Genomic DNA, 21,644 nt, shown 5'->3' on the forward strand with positions numbered 1-21,644 from the left:
CCACTGTGTTGGTTCTGAAACCACGAACAACCCCATTCCCGGTTTGGTCACGGGGGATGGTGCGGTTGAGTGTTTCATAGTGTTTCGGTGGTCATAGCGTGAGGGAAACGCCCGGTTACATTCCGAACCCGGAAGCTAAGCCTTACAGCGCCGATGGTACTGCAGGGGGGACCCTGTGGGAGAGTAGGACGCCGCCGAACAAATATTGCGAAAGGCCCACACCTTATGGTGTGGGCCTTTTTGCGTTCCCGGGGCGAAAATCGGAGGAAGGGTGTGGTGCCCCGGTACTACCGTGGGCCGTATGAATCCGGTGATGAGTGCTGAGAGTGCCGTGCCCGAGGGGTACGGGGTGCGGGCCGTTCGGGCTGATGAGTGGCGGGCCGTACGGGAGTTGCGGTTGGCCGCGTTGTTGGATCCGGTGGCGCATCTCGCGTTTCTGGAGACTTACGAGGAAGCCGTGGCCCGGCCGGACGCCTTCTGGAAGGAGCGGACGGAGGGGGCCGCGGAGGGGGTCCGGGAACGGCGGCAGTTCGTTGTGGAGGACGGGGACGGCGGGTGGGTCGGGACGGTGACCGTGCTCGTGGAGGAGGCCGGCACGCGGGACTTCTTCGGGGGGATCGTCGAGCGGCGGCAGGGGCATCTGGTGGGGGTGTTCCTGCGCGACGGGCACCGGGGGAAGGGCGTGGGCGAGGCGATGTTCGCGGCCGCGTTGGAGTGGGCCCGTGGGGTCGGGGTCGATCGGGTGCGGTTGTTCGTCAATGAGGGGAACGGGCGGGCCGCGGCGTTCTATCGGCGGGTCGGATTCGTGGGGAGCGGAGTGACCGTCGAGGGGGACGAAGGGCTGGAGTTGGAGTACGTGTTGCAGTCCTCGTAGGCGTCGAGTGGGCGTCGAGTGGGCTGGTGTTAGCGTTCGGCGGCATGGACGACAGCGTGTATGTGGGCAATGCGGGCAAGGACGCGGCGCTGGACAGGGGCTGGCTGCTCGGGCACTTCAAGGCCGAGGGGGATCCTCGTCGGAGTGACGAGGTGGAGATCAAGTGGGGTGTCCACCCGCGTGGCGATACGCGCGCGCAGTGGGTTCGGGGCGAGGAACGTACCGCCCTGCAGGTGCTGATCAGCGGCCGGTTCCGGGTCGACTTCCCCGGCCGTAGCGTCGTGTTGGAGCGCCAGGGCGACTACGTCGTCTGGGGGCGGGGGGTGGACCATTCCTGGGTCGCGGAGGAGGAGTCGGTGGTGCTGACCGTGCGGTGGCCGTCCGTCCAGGGGTACGCGGTGCCGCAGGAGGGCGGGCAGCCGAGCGGGTGACGGCCCTTTTCGGTCGTGACGGGCTCCTGATCCGGGGTGGTGAACGGCTGTTGCGGCTGTCCGGGGTGGTGGACGGCTGTTACGGCTGCGGGAATTCGTGGTTCGGCCAGCGGGATCTGGCCTGTTCGCGAGAGCGGAGCAGGGCCAGGGTGGGGAGGCCGCGGTCGGGGCCGGAGGTCAGGAGGGCGGGGAGCTGGGGGAGTGGGGCCACGGCTGCCACGTCGTCCAGGACCAGGGTGAGTGGTGGGTCGAGGCGACCGGAGGATGACCGTTCGGCCATGCGCCGGCCGCGCTCGACCACGCTTGAGGCGAGGGCCGTCAGAAGGGGCATGGCGGATGGGTTCGCCTTGGGGTCCTCGATGGGGTCGCCGACCACATAGAGCGTTCCCCCCTCGTGCACGAAGGAATCCAGGGCGAGGGTGTCCGCTCGGTTCGGGGTGCAGGATTCCCGGACGTTGACCGTGGAGAGGGCGGAGAGGGCTCGCGCCGTCAACTGCTGGGCGATGTCGCGGCGTTCGGGGTGCGAGGTGAGGGCCGATTCGAGTTCGCCCGCGGCGCCGGGGGCCGCTTTCGGGTTCGTACGAAGGGTGCGTACCGCTTCCTGGACGTTGCTGCCCTGGGCCCAGCGGTGCAGGTGGCGGATGGTGCGGTTGTCTATGGCGGCGGCGTGGAGGTAGCTGCGCAGGAGGGTTTCCGCCGTGTCCGCCATCGCCTGGTCGATCCTGGCGGCGGGGCGGATGGGGGCGAGGAGGGCGGTCGCCCTGGCCAGTGCCGTCGGCTTGTCCTCGCAGCCGGCGATGGGAGACCAGTGGAGGCGGGCAGGGGTGTCGCAGCGGTGCGCGGGATCGTAGAGGAGGACCGGGCCCAGCTTCGCGCGGGCGTCCTTCGTGTCCGACCAGAGGGTGGGGTCGGAGGTGACCACCAGGACGGGGCCCTCTGCGTCCCGTACAGCTTGGGTGGCGGCGGGGCGACGGGACTTGGCGGTGCCGAGGATGACCATCGGGACCGCTTTCGCCCAGCCGCCGGTGCCAGGGCCGGCGGGTGTCGAGGGCACGGTGACTCCGGGCCGGGGGTGGGCGGCCGGAGCGGCGGCTTCCGTAGCGGTCGCGGTCGGCAGGGGGACGGTGGGGTGCGTGCCGGCCGGGTGCGTGTGAGGAGGCTGGGTCGGCGCGCCTGCCTCGGCCGCCGGGACGAGCGGAGGGGAGGGCGCGCCGTGACGTGGCTCGGGGACCGGCGTGGCGGGTGTCGAGGTGGTGGCGGGGAACCCGGCGGGCGGAGCGAGGCCGCCGCTGTGGCTTCCGGAGTGTGGCCCCGCGGGGGTGCCGATCGCCGGATCCGCGTGGTGGCCGTAGCCTCCGGTGTGCGGGTGGGCTGGGGCGGTCGGTTCTGCGTGGGCGCCGGGGACCGGGCCCGTGCTGTGGACGTATCCCCCGGCGGGGGGTGCGGAATGGCCGGGGAATACCGGCGGTGTACCCGTCGTGGTGTCGCCCTTTGCCTGGCGCCCTGCCGTCTTCTCCCGTGTCCGTACGGCCCTCCAGCGGGCCAGTGTGCCCATCGTGAAGACGGTCAGGACGAGGAGGATCATGAGCTGGCTGATCAGGAGGCCCCAGAAGAGGCCGTAGCCGGAGAGCTGGTCGGCGGGGGTGTCCGGCCAGGCGGCGGTGAGGTCCTGAGGGGCGGAGACCAGGCTGCGTACGGCGAGGGGTGTGCGGGAGAGGGTGACGGCGTCGGGCCAGGCGCCGTGGGCGAAGAGGCCGGACAGGCCGGTGGCCGACCAGACCAGCAGGGTGAGGCCCACCAGGAATCCGAGGAGGGCGATCAGCAGCCCGTCGGGGATGCCGCCTCCGCCCTGGTCGGGGCGCCGGTCGTCCGGTCTCATCGCACGCCGCCGTTCACGCCGTTTCCTCCGCCGCCGTACACGCCGTCACCTTGCCCTGCCCCTGCCTGTTCCGGCTCGTCCCTGGTCCCGGGTCCCGCTCAGGCCACCGTCGACTCAGAGGAACCGTATCCGTCGACCTCGCTCAGGCGGTGTTCGACGAAGGCGGCCGCTCGCTCCTCCGCCTCCAACTCGGCGGCGTGGAAGGCGTCGTCCTCGTCCAGCAGATGGTCTACGGACGATTCGGTCATCGCGCGGTCGGTGAAGACCAGAGGGCGTTCGGTCTCGGTGATCAGGTGTTTGACCACCTGCACATTGCCGTTGACGTCCCAGACGGCGATGCCGGGGGTGAGGGTGGGGATGATCTCCACGGCCCAGCGGGGCAGGCCCAGCACGCGGCCCGTCGCCCTCGCCTCGTCGGCCTTCTGGGCGTAGATCGTCCGTGTCGACGCCATCTTGAGGATGGCCGAGGCCTCCTTCGCGGCCGCGCCGTCGACCACGTCGGACAGGTGGTGGACGACCGCGACGAAGGACAGACCGAGCCGTCGGCCGAACTTCAGCAGGCGCTGGAAGAGCTGGGCGACGAAGGGGCTGTTGATGATGTGCCAGGCCTCCTCGACCAGGAAGATGCGCTTCTTCCGGTCGGGGCGGATCCAGGTGTGCTCCAGCCAGACGCCGACGATCGCCATGAGGATGGGCATGGCGATGGAGTTGCGGTCGATGTGGGACAGGTCGAAGACGATCAGGGGGGCGTCGAGGTCGATGCCGACCGTCGTCGGCCCGTCGAACATGCCGCGCAGGTCACCGTCGACCAGGCGGTCCAGGACCAGTGCCACGTCCAGGCCCCAGGCACGTACGTCGTCTATGGCGACGTTCATCGCTTCCGCGGACTCCGGCTCGGGGTGGCGGAGTTGCTCGACGATGTCGGTGAGGACCGGCTGGCGTTCGACGATCGTCTCGTTGACGTAGGCGTGGGCGACCTTGAGGGCGAAGCCGGAGCGTTCGTCCAGGCCGTGGCCCATCGCGACCTCGATGATCGTCCGGAGCAGCGCGAGCTGGCCGGTCGTGGTGATCGAGGGGTCGAGGGGGTTGAGGCGGATGCCCATGTCCAGGGCGGCCGTCGGGTCCAGGCGGATGGGAGTTATGCCCAGCTCCTGCGCGATGAGGTTCCATTCGCCGACGCCGTCCTCGCCCTGGGCGTCGAGGACGACGACCTGGCGGTCGCGGAAGCGCAACTGCCGGAGGACGTAGGTCTTCTCCAGGGCCGACTTGCCGTTGCCGGACTCGCCGAGGACGAGCCAGTGCGGGGCGGGGAGCTGCTGGCCGTAGAGCTGGAAGGGGTCGTAGATGTAGCCCTTGCCGGAGTAGACCTCGCGGCCGATGATCACGCCGGAGTCGCCGAGGCCGGGGGCGGCGGTCGGGAGGTAGACGGCCTGGGCCTGGCCCGTGGAGGTGCGCACGGGGAGGCGGGTCGTCTCGACCTTGCCGAAGAGGAAGGACGTGAAGGCGTCCGTGAGGGCGGACATGGGGTCCCTCATCAGCGACGTACCTCCTGTCCTGACTTCTGTTCCGGCTGCTGTCCCGACCTTTCCGCCGGCTTCTGTTCCGACTGCGGCCGTGAGCCGTGCTGGTCCGGATGATCCCGCATCGCGGTGGCCCTACCTTCGGATTCCGGTGGCGAACGGGAGCGTGTTGACGAAGGACCGGTGGTGTTCGCGGTCGCACCACTCCAGCTTCAGATACGACTTGCCGGCCGAGGCTCTTATCGTCCGCTTGTCGCGCGCCAGGGCCTCCGGGGAGCGGGAGGAGACGGTGATGTAGCCGACCAGGTTGACGCCGGCCGCGCCGCTCGCGAGGTCCTCGCCGCGCTGGTCGAGGCGGGAGTGGGAGGCCACGTCGCGGGGGTCGACGGTGCGGTTCATCTTGGCGGCGCGGGACGCCTCCGCCTCGTCGTTCGTCTTCTCCGTCAGCATGCGCTCGATGGCGACCTCGGTGGGTTCGAGGTCCATCGTGACGGCGACCGTCCGGATGACGTCCGGGGTGTGGACCAGGAGCGGCGCCAGGAAGTTGACGCCGACCGGGGTCATCGGCCATTCCTTCACCCAGGCCGTGGCGTGGCACCAGGGGGCGCGGGTGGAGGACTCGCGGGTCTTGGCCTGGAGGTAGTCGGGCTCCATCGCGTCCAGTTCGGCCGGCCAGGCGTTGCGCTTGGTCATGGCCTGGATGTGGTCGATGGGGTGGTCCGGGTCGTACATGGCGTGGATGAGGGAGGCGAGGCGGCCCTGGCCCAGCGGCTGCCGTACGCGGATGTCGGCCTCCTGGAGGCGCGAGCAGATGTCCGTCAGCTCACGGGCCATGACGACGGCGAGGCCCGCGTCCTTGTCCATCTTCCGGCCCTGTGGGCGGGCCGCGCGGGCCATGGCGGCTGCCTCGGCGGCCAGTTCGCGGGAGTAGTGCATGCAGGTGACGAGGTACGCGCGGTGCTGCTCGCTGCTCGTGGAGACCATGGACTGCAGCTGGTCGTACGACTGCTGCAGCCAGCCCGGGGCGCGTTCGTCGCCGCGCTGGGCGACGTCCTTGGCGTGGGCGTCCGGGTCGGCCGGGAGCGTGCGGGCGAGGATCTGCAGGCGGGTGACGAAGCCGTCGCCGTTGGCCACGTGCTTGAGGAGGGTGCCGAAGCGGTCGACGAGGGCTTCCTGGTCCTCGGAGTCGCGCAGGCCGACGCCGGGGCCCTCGATCTCGATGGCCGCGGTGACGGTCCGGCGGTCGGCGTGCAGGAGGACGGCGATCTCGTCGGGGCCGAAGGGCGCGGCCAGCCAGGTGATGCGGCCGATGCCCGGCGGGGGCCCGACCTCGACCTCACGGCCGTCGAGGTGTGTGCCGGCCTCCATGTTGGCGGAGCGGTAGGTCGTGCCGCGGCGCAGGCTGCGCTTGTAACTGCGGTTGATCTCGAACCACTTGTAGAACGTCCGGCGCTTGTACGGCACGTACACCGCGGCCAGCGCCAGCATCGGGAAGCCCGTCAGCAGGGCGATGCGCGGGACGAGCACCGGGACGAGGAGGCCGCACATCATGCCGAGGAACGCGCCCGTGATGATCAGCGCGATCTCGCCGGACTCGCGGTTCCGGCCGATGATCGCGTTCGGCCGGGCGCGGCCGATCAGATATGTACGGCGGGGCGTGACCGGATGGGACAGGTGGGAATCGGTCGTCAACGCCCTTCACCTCCCGTGCGGTTGCTGTTGCGGGTGTTGCCGGCGTGGGGGGTGTTGACCGGGCTCGTACGGGGTGGGGGTGCGGCGGAGGGGACGGTTCCGCCGCCTCCGCTCGCGTTGCGTGAGCTGTGGGCCGCCACGCCGCCGGATACGGGGTTGGCCGGGCGGGGGGTGTTGTTTCCGCCTCCGCCGCCGTTGTTGTCGGCCCGGGAGCTGTGGGTCTTGATGCCCTGGGCGACGAGGCTGGCCGGGGAGCTGATCACGGCGGCGGCCTTGCCTTCGGCGCCGCGCATGATGCGGTTGTTGCGGGAGTTGGCGATCTCGTCGCCGAAGCCCGGGACGAAGCGGTAGATCATGGCCGAGGCGAAGATGGCGAGGAGGATGATGGCGAGGCCGGAGACGACCGCGGAGAACGCGTTCGGGCCGTCGTCCGCGGAGAGTGCCCCTGCGAGGCCCAGGACGATCACGATCACGGGCTTGATGAGGATGACCGCGATCATGATGCCCGCCCAGCGGCGGACGTGGCCCCACAGGTTCTTGTCCACCAGGCCGGCGTAGACGACCGTGCCGAGCAGTGCGCCGACGTAGAGCAGCGCGGCGCGGATCACGAGCTCCAGCCAGAGGACTCCGGCGGCGAGGATGGAGACGAGGGAGACGACGATCAGCATGATCGGGCCGCCGCCGATGTCCTCGCCCTTCTTCAGGGCGCCGGAGAAGGTGCCGAAGAAGGTGTCCGTCTGGTCACCGGTGGCTTTGGCGAGGACGTCGGTGACGCCGTCGGTCGCCGATACGACGGTGTAGAGGATCAGGGGGGTGAAGGCGGAGGCGATGACCGTCAGCCAGAGGAAGCCGACCGCCTCCGACAGGGCCGTGGTGAGGGGGACGCCTCGCACCGCCCGCTTCGCGACCGCCAGCAGCCACAGCACCAGGGTGAGGATCGTCGAGGCCGCGAAGACCACGGCGTACTGCTGCAGGAACTTCGGGTTCGTGAAGTCGACGTTCGCCGTGTCGTTGACCGCGGTGGAGAGCTTGTCGATGGTCCAGGAGGCGGCGTCGGCGCAGCCTTGGGCGAGGGAGGAGAGGGGGTCGAGGGTGGTGGTTACGTCGTTGGGGAGGGTGCGGGTGTCGCCTTTTTCGCCGGATTCTCGTTCGCAGTACTTCTTGGCTTCGCCGACGATGAGATCGCAGGGGTTGTTCGAAGTCGAGGGTGACGGCGATGGGGTGGGATCCGCGTAGGCGCGTGAGGCAAGCAGGACGACAGCCGTCTGTACGGCGGCGACGGCTCCGGTGAGCCTGAGCGCACGGTTCGGGTTACCGGGCATACGTGAACCCTCCGTACTGTTCGACGGCCTTGCTGATCTCTTCGGATGTGGCGGCCTGGTCGTCGCCCGGCACCGGGGCGGGGCCGTCCTTCTGTGAGTCCTTGACGATCTTCCAGTCACCGTTGGACCACTGGAGATCGAAGGTCCACGTCTTCCAGGTCGAGGTGACGGGATCGGTTGAGCTCTGTCCGGACATGCCGATGAGGCCCATGTACCAAACCGCTACTTTGGTGCCGGCGTTGCCGTAGTCCTGGACCGTGGTGCCCAGCGGGGTCACACGCGAGACGAACGTGCTGCCCTCGGGCGGGCTGCCGTCGGAGTCCAGGCCCATCTTGCTCAGGAAGTCCGCCGAGTAGGCCTGGTCCAGTGGCGCTTGCAGTTCGGCGGCTGCGTCGGCGGTGTAGAGGGCGTCGACGATGGTGTGTCGGCTGTCCTTGTGGAACATGCCGGTCGAGCCGAGTGCTACGGCGTAGTTGGCCGCCGCGCTCTGCGCCCCCTCCTCGCTCTGCGCGAACCCCGAAGGAATCCCGACTGTCCTTGACTTCACCGGCCGTTCCCCAGAAGCCGCCGTAGGTGCCGTCTCCGCCTTGTCGCCGCCGGAGTTCCCGTCGGTGTCGGAGTCGCCGCCGCCCCGGTTCGCGAAGGCGATCGCGGCGATGAGGAGGACTACGACGCCGACGATGGTGACGAGGCTTCTGGAGGAGGAGCGGGGGCGGCGGGGGGCGCCGCCGTAGGGGTCGCCACCGCCTTCGGGGAGGCGGGTTCGGGTCTGGCCGGTGCCGGCGTACCCCCCGTACGCCCCGCCGTCACCGGAGCGCGAGGACTCGCCGTACCCCTGCTCGTCGCCGAGACTCATGCCGCAGTCGCCCCTTCAACTTCGACGTCGTACCGAAAGGCGTAGCAGTACGACGGTAGCCGCGCTGGTTCCCGCGCGGGCGCGGTGTGGAGACTCGACATCAGGGAAACGCAACCTCAGCCGGTGGGCACGACGGACGGGTGGGGTGGAAGGGGAACCGGGCGAAGCCGGCGGACCGGCCGGGACGGGCCGGCCGCCGCGCTACACGGCCATGCCGTACACGATGGTGAAGAGCGTGCCCAGTGAGCCGATGATGAAGACGCCGGTGAGTCCGGCGATGATGAGGCCCTTGCCCTGTTCGGCGCTGAAGGTGTCGCGGAGGGCGGTCGCGCCGATGCGCTGTTTGGCCGCGCCCCAGATCGCGATGCCGAGGCAGAGGAGGATGGCGACCGCCATCACGACCTCGATCATCACGCGTGCCTCGTTGCCCAGGCTGCCGAAAGGCCCCCAGTCCGGGGCGATTCCGCCGATGATGGTGGTGATGTCGCCTTTTTCGGCTGCAACGAACATGTAAGTCACCGCCCCTAGTGGGTAGTTCTGTTGTCTTCTGTCTTCGCTGGCTGTGCGGCGCGTGCGCCTGGGGCGTCCGCTCCGCACGCCTCCGCGCGGGTGCGCAGAGGTCAGGCCCATTCTCGCCGACAATGACGCTGTCGTATGTCGACTTGGCGTCATTGATTGGCGGTTTTCGTACGGATTCCTTGCCGCCGGCCCGCGCGGGACCCTGACGGGGGCGCGGAACGGTAAACGAAGGGCCGTATCGTCACTCTGTGTATCACAGCAGGTCACGCCGGGCAACGAGGATGAATCGGAACCTGTGGTGTGGTTCCGTCGTTATTCCCCTTTCGTGCCCTCTGGGGGCTTGCCTGGCCCCGCTTCTGACGGGGTGTCGGCTGTGTTCTGTCGATCCGGTGTTCTCCGGGTTCGAGTCTGCCTGATGTGGACGTAAGGGTCGCGTGTGGGGGCCGGATGCCCGTGAGAGCCGAGCTTTGGCCAGAACTGCATGGGATCGCGATCGCAATTTTGGTACAAATGATCGACTGGGTGGCCCTGTCTGTTCGTGCGTCAGGCGTGCGGGCTGGGCGCCGAGTTGACGGAACGAATCTGCGAGGGCGTCCACGGGGGTAGGCGTGAGCGAGGAGAGGCCCGTTGTCTCGGGCGAGATACCGGAGTTCACGGGGAATCTGGAACAGCTGGAGACGGACGCCGGGGACATCGCGTTCGACGGGATGGCGGTCGGTGCCGCGGGTCTGCTGATCGACGCGAACTTCAACATGCTGGAGCCCTTCTACAAGGCTCCCGAGGCAGACCAGCTCTTCGCGACGACGGCGCCGGTCGCGGCGGCCGGCCACGATCTGCAGACCGAACTGGGCACGGTCTCCAAGGCGCTGCTCGACTACGCGGCCGAGGTCCGGCCCCTGGTCGACCGGCTCAACTCGCTCCGCGAGGAGGCGGCGGCCTTCGAGCGGCGCGTCGCGGACGACGACGAGTGGGTCGCGGACGGCGACCTCATCGACGAGAACACGGCCCGCCGCAACGCGGTGAACGCCGCCTGGTCCGCCTTCCAGGCCGCCGAACTGGCCTGTCACAACAAGATCGTCGCGCTGGTCGGCGGCGAGGCGCTCGTCGTCAACGACGGGTCCAACAAAGACAACATGTACGGCTACCGTGCCGAGGACCTCGACAACGTCGGCGGCCTGCCGTGGGGTGACGTCGTCGAGGAGTCCAACCCCTGGTACTACTTCCACGAGCACGCCTGGGACTTCACCGTCGGCTTCTTCGTCGACGGCGTGTGGGGGACGATCCGAGGGCTCGGCACGCTGGTGGGCGTCGACGGCTGGGACGCGGCCGGCCAGGCGTGGACGGGGCTCGGGAAGCTCCTGACCGGCATCGTGATCACGGCCGTACCGGTCGTCGGCACCGCGTACTGGCTGGCACCCGACGACAAGCTGCCCTCCTGGCTGCGCGACTCCCGTACGGCGGTGGTGGAGACCGGCAAGGCGCTGATCGCGTACGACGAGTGGGGCAAGAACCCGTCGCGGGCGGCGGGGGCCGTCACCTTCAACGTCCTGACGACCGTCTTCACGGGCGGCACGGGTGGGGCCGTCGCCGGGACGGCCAAGGCCGGTGCGATCGCGAAGGCCATCTCCTTCGCGGGCAAGGCGGGGCGGATCGTCGATCCGATGACGTACATCGCCAAGGGCATCGGTGGGACCGCCGTCAAGATCAGCGACGTCATGGCCGGCCTGCGGGGGATCACCAACGGCACGCACATCAGGCTCGGCGAGGGCACGTATCAGATCGCCGACCCGCCGAACATCGCCGACGACCTCCCGGCCGGACTCACCCCCGAGAACTCCGTCCGCATGACGACCCCCGAGGGCCAGGTCGTCTACCTCGACACCAAGACGCTGGTGATGCACAACGCCGACGGGACGGTGCGGGAGTCGCTGGACAGCATCCGGCACGAGGCTACGGCAGAGCAGCGGGCGGGGGAGGCCGGGGGGCGGGGGGAGCGGACGCCGGGGGGTGCCGGTGAGCGCGAGCTGGTGGGAGCCGGGGCCGGGACGCGGGTGGGGGACACCGCGGCGGTGGGTGGCCGTGGGGGTGACTCGGCGGCTGTCGGCGGGCGCGGGGGAGACAACCTGGGCGGAACCGGTGGTCGTACCGGCGAGAACCCGCCGCTCGGACGCGGTGGCTCGGGCGGCTCCGGCGGTGGCGGCCTGGACGACCTCGGGCGGACCGGTGACGACGGGCTCGACGGGCTCGATGACGCGGGGCGGGCCGGGGACACGGCGGACAACGGGGTCGGGGGCGCAGACGAGGGGCAGCAACCGCCGAAGCGGACCCCCGAAGAGGCGAAGAAGATCGTCGAGGAGCAGATCAGGAAGGCGAACGACCCCGATAAGGCCTGGTTCGACAAGTACTACCGCTCGGACGGCCACCGTTGGAGCACCAAGGCGACCGACGGGAACGGCGACCCGCTGCCCATCCTGGCCAAGGACGAGCATGGCGACTGGATCGCGAAGGACTCCCTGCCGGCCAAGTCGGGCGCGACGGGCAGGCTCGACCCGGGGACCTTCGATCGTAAGTCGGTCCGGACCGACCAGATGGGTCACCTCGATGACGCCGCGTTGGACCGGAAGGCGTCCAAGGACCTCACCAACGCCGAGCGGGCGTACACGGCTGACCCCTCCGCCGAGAACCTGGCGAAGCTCAACAAGGCGCAGGAAGCGTTTGATCTGCAGCTCCCGGGGCGGCCCAACAACAGCTCGATCGCCGAGGCACTCGGCGAGCAGGCGGCCATGCGCCATGTCATTCCGCAAAGGTTCCCGGACGCCCAGTGGATCGACCTGCCGAAGACGCCGAACGGCGCAAACATGTTCGATCAGCTCTATCGGCTCGACGACGGCACGCTCGTGATCGCGGAGGCGAAGGCGCCTCAGGCCAATCCGATGTGGCGCAAGGGCGCCGGAGAGGCGGAAGGCTGGATGGTGCAGCAGGGCACGCGGCCGTATGTCGAGACGATCCTGTTCCAGATGGAGAAGAACTACAAGCTTGAGGCAACGGACAGCGTGGGCAACCGAGTGCTGGATGCCCAGGGGAAACCGGTGACCAACGGCGACCTCGCAGAGCTGATATCCGACGCCCTGGAGAGCGGCAAGCTGAAGTACGTCATGGTGAAGGCGGCGGAAAATCCAGGCACCTACGCTGGTGCGAAGCTGGAGCACTTCGACATTGACTAAGAGGAGAGAACCCGTGGTCACGCGCATTCCTCGCCATGACAACCCGCCAAGTCTCGCTGCCCACGTCAATACGGCAGCGGGCCTCGAAGCGTTGGCGGGGTCCGTGGCGCGGGTGTTGGAGCGCCTCGAACAATCGGACATGTCCCGGCGGCGTGCACTGGACACGACGCTGACCTATGCCATGGCCCGATGCGAGGTGGACCCGGGCGCCGAGGAGTTCGAGACCTGGGAAGCCTGGGTCACCGCGATGCAACTGGGTCACGCGCGGTTCGCTCTGGCCACCGATCCCGAGGGTCGTACCCTGACCTGCCGGATCAAGGAGAAGGAGTGGAACCTTCCGACGACCGGGCCCCGGCCCAACGTGAACGCCGGCAGCTGGGTCAAAGCGTTCTACCTCGCGCTGATCTGCCGTGAGAACGAGAGGCTGGGCGAGCTGGCTCGGGTGCCCGTCTCTCTGCTGCGTGAATCGGGTGCGACGTTCGACGAGTACATCTACTCGTGGGTGGAGACCCTGCAGCATTTCTGGCTGGGCCAGGACGGCGTCGGTGACCATCTGGTCGCCGCCGTGGACGGCACCGGTCCGGACTCGGCGCAGTGGGCGGACCAGGACTACATGTCCTCGATCCTGTATCCGCCGATCATCCTGTTCTACCGCTACCTGCGTGAGGACCACGAGAAGTTCAACGAGGCGCTGGTCGACGCGCTGCGGTGGCACAAGGAGTACTGGACCGCGTCCGACGACCGGGCCATCAACAGTGACGGCCTCGTCGCCTTCGGTCCGCTGGCCATCGCCTGCCTCGCCCACGACAAGGGCTTCCCCATCGAGGTCGAGTCGGAGTACCTGCCGAGCGCTCTGCTGACGTTCGCGTGGCGGGGCGAGATCGACACCTGAACCGACCGTCAGGTGACCTGTGGGGGGCCGGGCTTCGGCGTACGTGCGCTACTCGCCCACGAGGCGTGCACTGCAGATGCATACGATGCCTGGCATGGTCACTCGCACTACTCCCCGGTCAGCGTCGGCTGCGGCTTCGTTGGTCCTCGCGCTCACCCTTGCCGGCTGCGGTTCCGGCGGCGGGGAGGGTTCTCCTGCCGACACGCCTGCGCCGAGTGTCTCCGCCACCGGTTCCCCCCAGTCCTCGCCGTCACCGACCTCGAGCACGAACGAGGACGGCACGGCGAAGCCAGGGACCAAGGCGAAGCTCGGAGAACCGACCTTGCTCAGCTATGAAGGTGGGACGAAGGCGGGCGTCCTCGAGGTCACGATCACCGGCATCGAGAAGGGCAGCAAGGCGGATGTGGCCTCGCTGGGGCTGAGCGGCGACGCCAAGAAGATGACGCCGTACTACGTGCGCGGGACCATCAAGAACGCGGGCGAGAAAGATCTCTCCCACGCCCCTGTCGACCCGCCGGGTGGGCTGCTCGACGACGGGACCGCCGCCCGGCAGCTACTGGTCATCGGGACCTTCGCCACGTGTGACTCCTACCCGAAGACCAAGAGTTTCCCGCCCGGCGCCTCGTACGAGACGTGTGCACCGGTCCTCGCCGACCCCGGCACCGAGGTCACCGGCGCGGTGTGGACAGGTCAGGGCTACCCCGACCTCCCGGCCTCCTCGGGAGTCATCTGGATGCCGTGAGGCGGCGGACGCCTGTCGATGTACAACTCGTCCGAGCCGGTTGCGAGACATCGACGGTGATGAGCAGCAACCCGGCTTCCCTGCCTCCCGCACACGGTCACATCACTTCTCGAATCCCTCGACCCCCTCCACGAAGTGGTCGAACTCTCCCGCCTGTACGCCCAGTACGAACGCGTCCCACTTCCGGCGGTTCGTCGTCACGACGTTGTCCGGGTCGCTGGTCTCGCGGATGTAGACGGGGGCCTCGGGGTCGTCCTCGCCGTTCCCCTTGCCGAAGGCGAGTTCGATCCAGGGGCCGGGGCCGGTGGCGTCGTCGGGGGCGGCGCGGATCCAGTCGAGGTCCGGGGGGATGTCAGACACGGGTGGGTTCCTTGTCGAGTTTGAGCGCGTGGAGGAGGGCTCGGAAGGAGGAGGGGGTGGTGGCGAGGGTGGCTTGGCTGGGGTCGGCGGATTCGGTGAGGCGGATCGTGAGGGAGTTGGTGGCTATGTGTATGCAGGAGTCGCCCGCCCCGCAGTAGGACGACTTCTGCCAGGAGACGTGCTGGGACATGTCGTTCCTTTCACAGGTCGTGGATCAGGTTGTGGATGAAGTCGCGGGACTTCTCGGGCTTGAGGGCCAGGCCGTCCAAGCGGTCGAGCAGGACCCGGTACATGTACAGCTGTGCTTCGGCGTCGAGGAAGGTCGGCCCGTGGGACTGGTCGAGGTGGACGGTGTCGAGCGGAGGTACTGGCCCCCCGGAGTAGAAGATCGACTGTCCTGAGCCGGGGAACGAGCCGGCGTCGAACGTGAGCACCTTCACGGTGATGTGCTCACGTTCGCTCATGCTCAGCAGGTGCTGAAGCTGTTTCTTGGCCACAGTCGGTCCGCCGAACTGCATGCGCAGAGCGGCCTCGTGGATGATCGCCGCGTACGGGGTCGGGCGGTCCCTGAAGAGCACGTCCTGGCGCTTGATGCGGAACGACGCGCGGTGCTCGATGTCGGGTGGGGACAGCTCGGGTACGACCTGGCGGAACAGTTCGCGGGCGTGGTCGATGATCTGGAGCAGGCCGGGAATGTGCACGGTCACGGCTGCACGCAGGCGTACGGCGTGGTGCTCCAACTCCGCGAGATCGAGCAGGGCGGCGGGCAGGCGGTCGCGGTACTCCTCCCACCAGCCGCGGGTGCGGTCGGAGGTCATGTCCGTGAGCGCCTCGATCAGGTCTCGGTCCGGGCACTTGTAGTGGCAGCCGAGCGTACGCACGCGCTCGGGGCTCACCCCGGCGCGCCCGGCTTCCACGTTGCTGATCTGGTTCTGTTGAACGCCGAGCAGGCGGCTGGCCTGTGTGGACGACAGCCCGGCGCGCTCCCGGAGCTTGCGGAGTTCGGTGCCCAGCCGGAGTTGACGTCCCGTCGGGTTGCTTCTCACGGGCTTGCCCGCTCCTTTCGCACGCAAGTCACCCACACGGGTGGTAGATCAGTGCTTTTCTGGATTCCATGTAAGACCTTTTATGGGCATCGTTATCGTAGGTCATGTATCAACTCCCCTCAGTAGTCGGAGACTTCCATGGCCACCGTATCCCCGTCCTGGAACTACACCCTTCGCCTCCCACGGGACCCCCGCTCCCCCGGCGTCGGGCGTGCCACCCTCCGGGCCGTGCTCGCCGCGCACGACCTCTCCGAACTCACCCCCACCGCCGAACTGTTGGCCGCCGAGCTGCTCACCAACGCTCATCGGCACACCGTGCAGGAGTACGCCCTGAGGGTGCTGGAGGTCGGCGGGCGGCTGCGGGTGGGGGTGTGGGATCGGGACTGGCGGGTGCCGGTGGAGTTCGAGGAGGACGTTCGACCCGTCGACCTCGACGCCGAGTGCGGGCGGGGGCTGCAGCTCGTACGCGCCTGCTCCGAGGGTCGGGGCGTGTCCGTGTCGCGAGACCTTGGCGTCTCACGGGGTGGGAAGCTGCTGTGGGTCGACTGCGGGGCCGTCGGGTGATCATTCCTAAGGAGGGTGGCCGCCTCTACACTTGCTGACGGCGGACTGGCGCGCGGTGAGGGGCGGTTGACGGTGCGTAAGGCATGGATCGTGGCGATCGCTGCCGGCAGCGCCGGGCTCAGCTTCGTGATGCTGCTGGTCGTGGGTGTCTACATGGTCGCCGGGAATCTCGCCAACGGGATCGCCGGGAAGTCGGTCGGGCTGGCCAAGGGGGCCGTGCCCGCCGCTTATCAGACCCTCGTGCAGAAATGGGGCAATCTGTGCGATGCCATCAATCCGGCGTTGCTCGCCGCACAGCTGTATCAGGAGAGCGGGTTCAATCCGAAGGCGCAGAGCCCCGCCGCCGCGCAGGGGATCGCGCAATTCATTCCCGGGACGTGGGCCACGCACGGGCTCGACGGTGATGGTGACGGGGATCGTGATGTGTGGGACCCGAATGACGCGATTCCGTCGGCCGCCTCGTACGACTGCTCGCTCGCGAAGTACGTGAAGGACGTACCCGGTGATCCGACGGCGAACATGCTCGCTTCCTACAACGCGGGGGCGTACGCCGTCATCAAGTACGGGGGCGTCCCGCCGTACAAGGAGACCCAGAACTACGTCAAGACGATCACGACGCTGTCGGAGAGTTTCGCCGCGCCCACGACCCGGGTCGATCCGAGCGAGCAGGCGGCCGGGGCCATCGCGTACGCGCAGAAGAAGCTCGGGACGCTGTATCTGTGGGGCGGCAACGGTACCGCTGACCAGGATGGACGCTTCGACTGCTCGGGGCTGACGAAGGCGGCGTACGCGAGTGTGGGGATCACGCTGCCGCGGGTCGCGAACGATCAGTACAACGCCGGTCCGCATCCGTCGCGGGACGAGCTGCTGCCCGGGGATCTGGTGTTCTTCTCCGACGATCTCACCAACTCCCGCGCCATTCGGCACGTCGGGATTTATGTGGGGGGCGGATACATGATCGACGCTCCGCGGACGGGGGCCGTCATCCGGTTCGACCCGGTTGATACCCCCGACTACTTCGGTGCCACCCGAGTCACCGAGGATGGCGCGAAAGCGTTGCCCACAACGGTCTGACGGCGCCGTAATAAACGGTGAACCCTTGCCCTGAGCTGCGGAGACGTGTCTCTCTTCGATAACGTCTGAGTGATCATTCGGTGGAGGGTGGAACGTATTGAAGGAGAGTGTGCGTTCCTATTTGACGTAGCCCGTTGACGCTCACGCGGAAGCACTACGGACACCACGGGGGTGGCAAAGCGCGGCGCACGTAAGGGTGCGGTCGCGAGAACGATGACGAAAGGGCCGCAGCACGATGGCTGGACTCGCCGCGCATGCCGCAATTGCCGCTGAATCCGGATCGAACCCTGACGTCGAGCTGCTGTACGACATCAACGGCCTCGCCAAGGACGCGCCGCACTGGCTCGACCGGGTGATGGAGTTCGTGGGTGAGTACGGGCTCCTCTTCGCGATGGTGCTGCTGATCCTGTGGTGCTGGTGGGGGGTGCGGAAGCGGGGCGGGGAGGACGCCGCCTCGTCCGTGGCCGCGTTGGTCTGGGCGCCGCTTGCCGCCGGGGTCGCCGTGCTGGTGAACGTGCCGATACGCGGGTTCGTGGAGCGGCCTCGGCCCTTTCTCGATCATGAAGGGCTGGAGGTGCTCGTCTCCGGCAAGACCGACTACTCGTTCGTGAGCGATCACGCGACGCTGATCATGGCGATGGCGGTGGGGTTGTTCGTCGCCAACCGGAAGTTCGGGATGGTCGGGCTGGTCATCGGGCTGCTGGGTGGGTTCATCCGGGTCTACATGGGTGTGCACTATCCGACGGACGTGATCGGTGGGTTCGCGTTGGGGACCGCTGTCGCGCTGTTGCTGTCGCCGTTGGCGATGGCTCTGCTCACGCCGTTGATGAGGGCGGTGGAGCGGTCGCCCCGGGTGGGGTGGATTGTGCGGGCTCGGGGGCGGGACGGGGGGCGTGCGGTGATTCCGGGGGCGCGGGTCGAGGGGGTTTCGGCGGAGGAGCGGGATCTGGCGGCCTGAGGGGTCGCCCGGGATCTGCCTGGGGGTTCGCCCGGGGATCTGGCTGAGTGTCCGCCCGGGATCTTTTCGCCCCCGCCGCCCCTACCCGTCCCATCCAGGGGCTGTGCCCCTTCGACCCCCTTGAGCGCCTCATAGCTCGGGGGGTCGGTTGTTTGGCGGGTGCGGGTGGGTGGGGGCTTGTCGCGCAGTTCCCCGCGCCCCTTACGGGGCCTGCGGCCCGTCCGGAGGAGAAGAGCTCGCTTGCCGCCCTTCAGCGCTTCCCCGGGGTTTCTACAGCGCCTGCGGGTAGGTGAAGAAGCGCTTGGGGTCGTATTTCTTCTTCAGGGTGGTGAGGCGGGGGGCCGCGTCGCCGTAGTAGGCCTTTTTCCAGTTGGTGAGGGTGGGGTCGGCGTAGTTCTGGTAGGCGGCGCCGGAGGCGTGGCGGGTCATCGACTTGTGGGCCGTGTCGAGCCAGGACTGGGCTGTCGTGCCGGAGGTGCCGCTCTTCCAGGAGGCGAGGTACTGGGCCAGCATCCGGGAGCGGCGGTGGACGAAGGCCGTGGCCGTGGGGGAGACGCGGTTGACCTGGCCGCCGAGGGCCGTGAGGGCGATGCTGCCGGCCCCGCCCTTCACGCCCGTGATCTGGGTCAGGAGGGTCTGGATGCCCGCCGAGGAGATCGAGCGGTCGAAGAAGTCGGAGCGGGCCGCGTATGTCTCGCGGGCCAGCGCGCCCTGCGGGGAGCGGCCCGGGGTCGAGCCGGGCAGATGGCACTTGGCGTCGGTCGAGAAGGAGGCGCAGCCCGCGTAGCCCTCCATGGCGTCCTCGTACGAGCGGCGCCGGAGGGAGACACTGCGGGCCGGGGTGCCGACGCGGTCGGCCAGGCGGTCGAGGGCGTTCTCCAGGTCGCCGTACGTGCCGAGGGAGAAGGCGGCGACCGCGACGGACGGGCTGCCCCCGTTCTGCAGGTGGCAGGAGGACCAGATCTCGTCGGGCTGTGTCGGGCCCCACTCCTGCCATGCCTTCAGCACGGCGGCGGCCTTGGACCACGGCCAGGTGAGGTACGCGGTGACGCCCTGGGGGGCCGGGTGGGTCCTGAAGCGGAGTTCGGTGACCACGCCGAAGTTGCCGTTGCCCGCGCCTCGTAGGGCCCAGAAGAGGTCCTTGTTGGTGGTGGCGTTCGCGATCAGCTGCTTGCCGTCCGCCGTGATCAGGGTGGCCTGGGTGAGGCTGTCGCAGGTCAGGCCGTAGGCGCGGGAGGTCACGCCGTGGCCGCCGCCGAGGGTCAGGCCGGAGACGCCCACGGTCGGGCAGGAGCCGGCGGGGATGGTCACCCCCTTCGCGGCCAGGGCGCGGTAGACGTCTATGAGTTTCGCGCCGGCGCCCACGACCGCCTCGCCCGTGGAGGCGCGGACCTTGTTCAGCTTCGAGACGTCGATGACCAGGCGGCCGTTGCCGGAGGACCAGCCCCCGTAGGAGTGGCCGCCGTTGCGTATCGAGACCTTGATGTCGTGGGCCCTGGCGTAGGTGAGGGTCGTGCGTATGTCGTCGGGGTGGGCGACGTAGGCGACCGCGGTGGGCTTGAGGGTGTCGAAGCGGGTGTTGTAGAGCTGGCGGGCCGTGGACCAGGCCTTGTCGCCGGGGCGGACGAGGGGGCCGTCGAGGTCCCGGGCGAGGGCGGACCAGTTGGCGACGGTGGCCTTGGACGCGGTGCCCGCGCCTGTGCCCGTGGCTGTCGTGCGCAGGGAGGTGTCCGTGGTGCGGGTGTCGGGGCCGGGGTCGGTGCCTGTGCAGGCGGAGGCCGTCAGGGTGGTCAGCGCGGCCGCGCCGCCGCCGATGAACGTGCGTCGTTCCATGTGCGTCTCCCGGTGCGCCGCGTGGGGTGGGTCGTGGAACGAGACGGGGTTGGTGGGGGTGGGGTTCCCGGGTTTTCGCCCCCGCCGCCCCTACCCGTTCCCATCCCAGGGGCTGTGCCCCTTCGACCCCCGATTCTGGGGGCTGCGTCCCCAGGCCCCTGCTTGGGGGTGGTGGGGTGGTTGGTCTGGGTGGTTTGTGCGGGAATCCTGGGGTATTCGCGCAGTTCCCCGCGCCCCTATTTGTGCGGGCCGGGGTCTGTGGGCGGGCGTAGGGCGGGCTTGGACTGAGATTGCTCCTCTCTGTAGTTGAATGAGTGCTTAGGGTTATCGAGAGAGGGGGGCGGTGGGGTAAGTGGAACGCTTGAGTCGGGTGGGGCGGGTGAGGCGATCGATTGGGGAACGCCGCATTGGAATCTGCACGTGCTCTTCCCGTGAGCGTTCCGTGACCTCACCGCACTTTCGGCAGGGGTTCACTCGCCGTTCACTTCCGTCCATCGGCGGCTTCACCTGATCTGCCTAATTTCAGCCTTACCCGGTGCGGGGTGTGGGCCTGAATACGGCCACGCAACCCGTGGCGACAGCAATCTGGGGGACGGAAGGCATCCGCCGGACGGATCCCGATGCTGATACGACGACCTCGCACGCCGCCATGTGGACGGCGGCTTCTGGAAGGAACTCCCGAAAGTGAAGCTTCAGCGCAAGAACCGGCTGCGCGCCCTTTCTCTCGGTGCTGTCGCCGTCACCGGCGTCCTGACCCTCACGGCATGCGGGTCCGACGACACCAGTGGTGGCGCGAGCGGTACAGGCGACAGCTCGGCGGCCGCCGGCAACATCGACTGCGGCGACGCCAAGGGTCAGCTGCTGGCCGACGGCTCCTCCGCGCAGAAGAACGCGATCGACGCCTGGGTGAAGCAGTACCAGAGCACCTGCAAGGACGTCGTGATCAACTACAAGGGAAGCGGTTCGGGCGCGGGTATCACCGCGTTCACCCAGGGCCAGGTCGCCTTCGCCGGCTCCGACTCGGCGCTGAAGCCCGAAGAGGTCACGGCCTCCAAGGAGATCTGCTCCGGCGGTCAGGGCATCGACCTGCCGATGGTCGGCGGCCCGATCGCCGTCGGTTACAACGTCCCGGGTGTCGACAGCCTGGTCCTGGACGCCAAGACCCTCGCCCTGATCTTCGACAGCAAGATCACCAACTGGAACGACAAGGCCATCGCGGCGCTGAACCCCGACGCCGAGCTGCCCGACCTCAAGATCCAGGCCTTCCACCGCTCGGACGAGTCCGGCACCACGGACAACTTCACCAAGTACCTGATCGCCGCGGCCCCCGACAACTGGAAGTACGAGGGCGGCAAGGCCTGGCAGGCCAAGGGCGGCCAGTCCGCGCAGGGCTCCTCCGGTGTCGCGCAGGGCGTGAAGGAGACCGAGGGCGCGATCTCCTACATGGAGCTCTCCTACGCCAAGGACGGCATCACCACGGTCGACGTCAAGACCGGTGCCGCAGCCCCGGTGAAGGCGACTGTCGAGAACGCCACCAAGGCCATCTCCGAGGCCCAGGTCGTGGGCACCGGCAAGGACCTCGCGCTGAAGCTCAACTACGTGCCGACCGCCGAGGGCGCCTACCCGATCACCCTCGTCACGTACGAGATCGTCTGCGACAAGGGCAACAAGGCGGACACCCTGACCGCCACCAAGTCCTTCCTCACCTACGTCGCGTCCGAGGACGGCCAGGCGCTGCTCTCCGAGGCCGGGTACGCCCCGATGCCCGAGGAGATCATCACCAAGGTCCGTACGACCATCTCGGAACTGAGCTGACCTGAGTGCGGTCCGGTCCCCACCGGGACCGGGCCGCACCGTC

Annotated in this window: 19 protein-coding genes and 1 rRNA gene; 10 read left to right on the forward strand and 10 right to left on the reverse strand. The window is 68.6% G+C overall.

Annotated elements, in window-relative coordinates; genetic code table 11:
* Nucleotides 1-83: 83 nt before the first annotated feature.
* The 3 genes from rrf (at nt 84) to OG622_RS26100 (ending at nt 1,305) form a co-directional block, all read left to right on the forward strand.
* Nucleotides 84-200: ribosomal RNA gene (gene rrf / locus OG622_RS26090) — 5S ribosomal RNA — on the forward strand.
* Nucleotides 201-313: 113 nt separating this feature from the next.
* Nucleotides 314-874 carry a GNAT family N-acetyltransferase gene (locus tag OG622_RS26095; RefSeq protein ID WP_371579037.1) on the forward strand — a complete coding sequence of 187 codons (561 nt, stop codon included), beginning with the start codon at nt 314-316 and terminating at the stop codon, nt 872-874.
* Nucleotides 875-918: 44 nt separating this feature from the next.
* Nucleotides 919-1,305 carry a signal peptidase I gene (locus tag OG622_RS26100; protein ID WP_371579038.1) on the forward strand — a complete coding sequence of 129 codons (387 nt, stop codon included), beginning with the start codon at nt 919-921 and terminating at the stop codon, nt 1,303-1,305.
* Nucleotides 1,306-1,384: 79 nt separating this feature from the next.
* Here the strand turns inward: OG622_RS26100 and OG622_RS26105 are convergent, their stop codons facing one another.
* The 6 genes from OG622_RS26105 to OG622_RS26130 all read right to left on the reverse strand — a co-directional run bounded on the left by OG622_RS26105 (nt 1,385) and on the right by OG622_RS26130 (nt 9,084).
* On the reverse strand, nt 1,385-3,184 hold the full coding sequence (locus tag OG622_RS26105; RefSeq protein WP_371579039.1) for a type VI secretion protein: 1,800 nt from the start codon (nt 3,182-3,184) through the stop codon (nt 1,385-1,387).
* Between the two features lie 98 nt (nt 3,185-3,282).
* Nucleotides 3,283-4,719, reverse strand: coding sequence for an ATP-binding protein (locus tag OG622_RS26110; protein ID WP_371579040.1), 1,437 nt, complete (start codon nt 4,717-4,719; stop codon nt 3,283-3,285).
* A gap of 120 nt (nt 4,720-4,839) precedes the next feature.
* Entirely contained in the window at nt 4,840-6,396 is a 1,557-nt protein-coding gene (locus tag OG622_RS26115) for an SCO6880 family protein (protein ID WP_371579041.1), read from the reverse strand.
* Nucleotides 6,393-7,718 (reverse strand): hypothetical protein, encoded by a 1,326-nt coding sequence (locus tag OG622_RS26120; RefSeq protein ID WP_371579042.1) that lies wholly within the window; start codon nt 7,716-7,718, stop codon nt 6,393-6,395. The genes OG622_RS26115 and OG622_RS26120 overlap by 4 nt, the downstream gene beginning before the upstream one ends.
* Nucleotides 7,708-8,574, reverse strand: a complete 867-nt coding sequence (locus tag OG622_RS26125; protein ID WP_371579043.1) for a hypothetical protein — start codon at nt 8,572-8,574, stop codon at nt 7,708-7,710. The genes OG622_RS26120 and OG622_RS26125 overlap by 11 nt, the downstream gene beginning before the upstream one ends.
* Before the next feature lie 201 nt (nt 8,575-8,775).
* Nucleotides 8,776-9,084, reverse strand: coding sequence for a hypothetical protein (locus OG622_RS26130; protein ID WP_351416155.1), 309 nt, complete (start codon nt 9,082-9,084; stop codon nt 8,776-8,778).
* A 617-nt stretch (nt 9,085-9,701) separates the two neighbouring features.
* Here OG622_RS26130 and OG622_RS26135 point away from each other — a divergent pair.
* The 3 genes from OG622_RS26135 (at nt 9,702) to OG622_RS26145 (ending at nt 13,951) form a co-directional block, all read left to right on the forward strand.
* A complete protein-coding gene (locus OG622_RS26135) occupies nt 9,702-12,317 on the forward strand; it encodes a hypothetical protein (protein ID WP_371579044.1) in 2,616 nt (871 codons plus the stop codon).
* Nucleotides 12,318-12,456: 139 nt separating this feature from the next.
* Nucleotides 12,457-13,209: an immunity 49 family protein gene (locus OG622_RS26140; RefSeq protein WP_371579045.1), complete on the forward strand. Its 753-nt coding sequence runs from the start codon at nt 12,457-12,459 to the stop codon at nt 13,207-13,209.
* A 322-nt stretch (nt 13,210-13,531) separates the two neighbouring features.
* Complete coding sequence (locus tag OG622_RS26145) at nt 13,532-13,951, forward strand: hypothetical protein (protein WP_371579046.1); 420 nt, start codon at nt 13,532-13,534, stop codon at nt 13,949-13,951.
* A 102-nt stretch (nt 13,952-14,053) separates the two neighbouring features.
* Here OG622_RS26145 and OG622_RS26150 read toward each other — a convergent pair whose 3' ends face one another.
* The 3 genes from OG622_RS26150 to OG622_RS26160 are packed head-to-tail and all read right to left on the reverse strand — an operon-like array spanning nt 14,054 to nt 15,357.
* A complete protein-coding gene (locus OG622_RS26150) occupies nt 14,054-14,311 on the reverse strand; it encodes a DUF397 domain-containing protein (RefSeq protein WP_371579047.1) in 258 nt (85 codons plus the stop codon).
* Nucleotides 14,304-14,501: a DUF397 domain-containing protein gene (locus tag OG622_RS26155; protein ID WP_371579048.1), complete on the reverse strand. Its 198-nt coding sequence runs from the start codon at nt 14,499-14,501 to the stop codon at nt 14,304-14,306. The genes OG622_RS26150 and OG622_RS26155 overlap by 8 nt, the downstream gene beginning before the upstream one ends.
* Nucleotides 14,502-14,511: 10 nt before the next feature.
* Nucleotides 14,512-15,357 carry a helix-turn-helix domain-containing protein gene (locus tag OG622_RS26160; protein ID WP_371579049.1) on the reverse strand — a complete coding sequence of 282 codons (846 nt, stop codon included), beginning with the start codon at nt 15,355-15,357 and terminating at the stop codon, nt 14,512-14,514.
* A gap of 138 nt (nt 15,358-15,495) precedes the next feature.
* On the opposite strand from OG622_RS26160, the gene OG622_RS26165 reads away from it, so the two are divergent.
* From OG622_RS26165 to OG622_RS26175, 3 genes are all read left to right on the forward strand, one after another.
* On the forward strand, nt 15,496-15,921 hold the full coding sequence (locus OG622_RS26165) for an ATP-binding protein (RefSeq protein ID WP_371579050.1): 426 nt from the start codon (nt 15,496-15,498) through the stop codon (nt 15,919-15,921).
* A gap of 129 nt (nt 15,922-16,050) precedes the next feature.
* Entirely contained in the window at nt 16,051-16,995 is a 945-nt protein-coding gene (locus OG622_RS26170) for an NlpC/P60 family protein (protein ID WP_371584221.1), read from the forward strand.
* Between the two features lie 235 nt (nt 16,996-17,230).
* On the forward strand, nt 17,231-17,953 hold the full coding sequence (locus tag OG622_RS26175) for a phosphatase PAP2 family protein (protein WP_371579051.1): 723 nt from the start codon (nt 17,231-17,233) through the stop codon (nt 17,951-17,953).
* A gap of 270 nt (nt 17,954-18,223) precedes the next feature.
* On the opposite strand, the gene OG622_RS26180 is transcribed toward OG622_RS26175, so the two are convergent.
* Nucleotides 18,224-19,786 (reverse strand): FAD-binding oxidoreductase, encoded by a 1,563-nt coding sequence (locus OG622_RS26180; RefSeq protein WP_371579052.1) that lies wholly within the window; start codon nt 19,784-19,786, stop codon nt 18,224-18,226.
* A gap of 684 nt (nt 19,787-20,470) precedes the next feature.
* On the opposite strand from OG622_RS26180, the gene pstS reads away from it, so the two are divergent.
* Nucleotides 20,471-21,601 (forward strand): phosphate ABC transporter substrate-binding protein PstS, encoded by a 1,131-nt coding sequence (gene pstS, locus OG622_RS26185; protein ID WP_371579053.1) that lies wholly within the window; start codon nt 20,471-20,473, stop codon nt 21,599-21,601.
* The last annotated feature ends 43 nt before the right edge of the window (nt 21,602-21,644 follow it).

This window comes from Streptomyces sp. NBC_01314 (assembly GCF_041435215.1).
GTDB lineage: Bacteria > Actinomycetota > Actinomycetes > Streptomycetales > Streptomycetaceae > Streptomyces.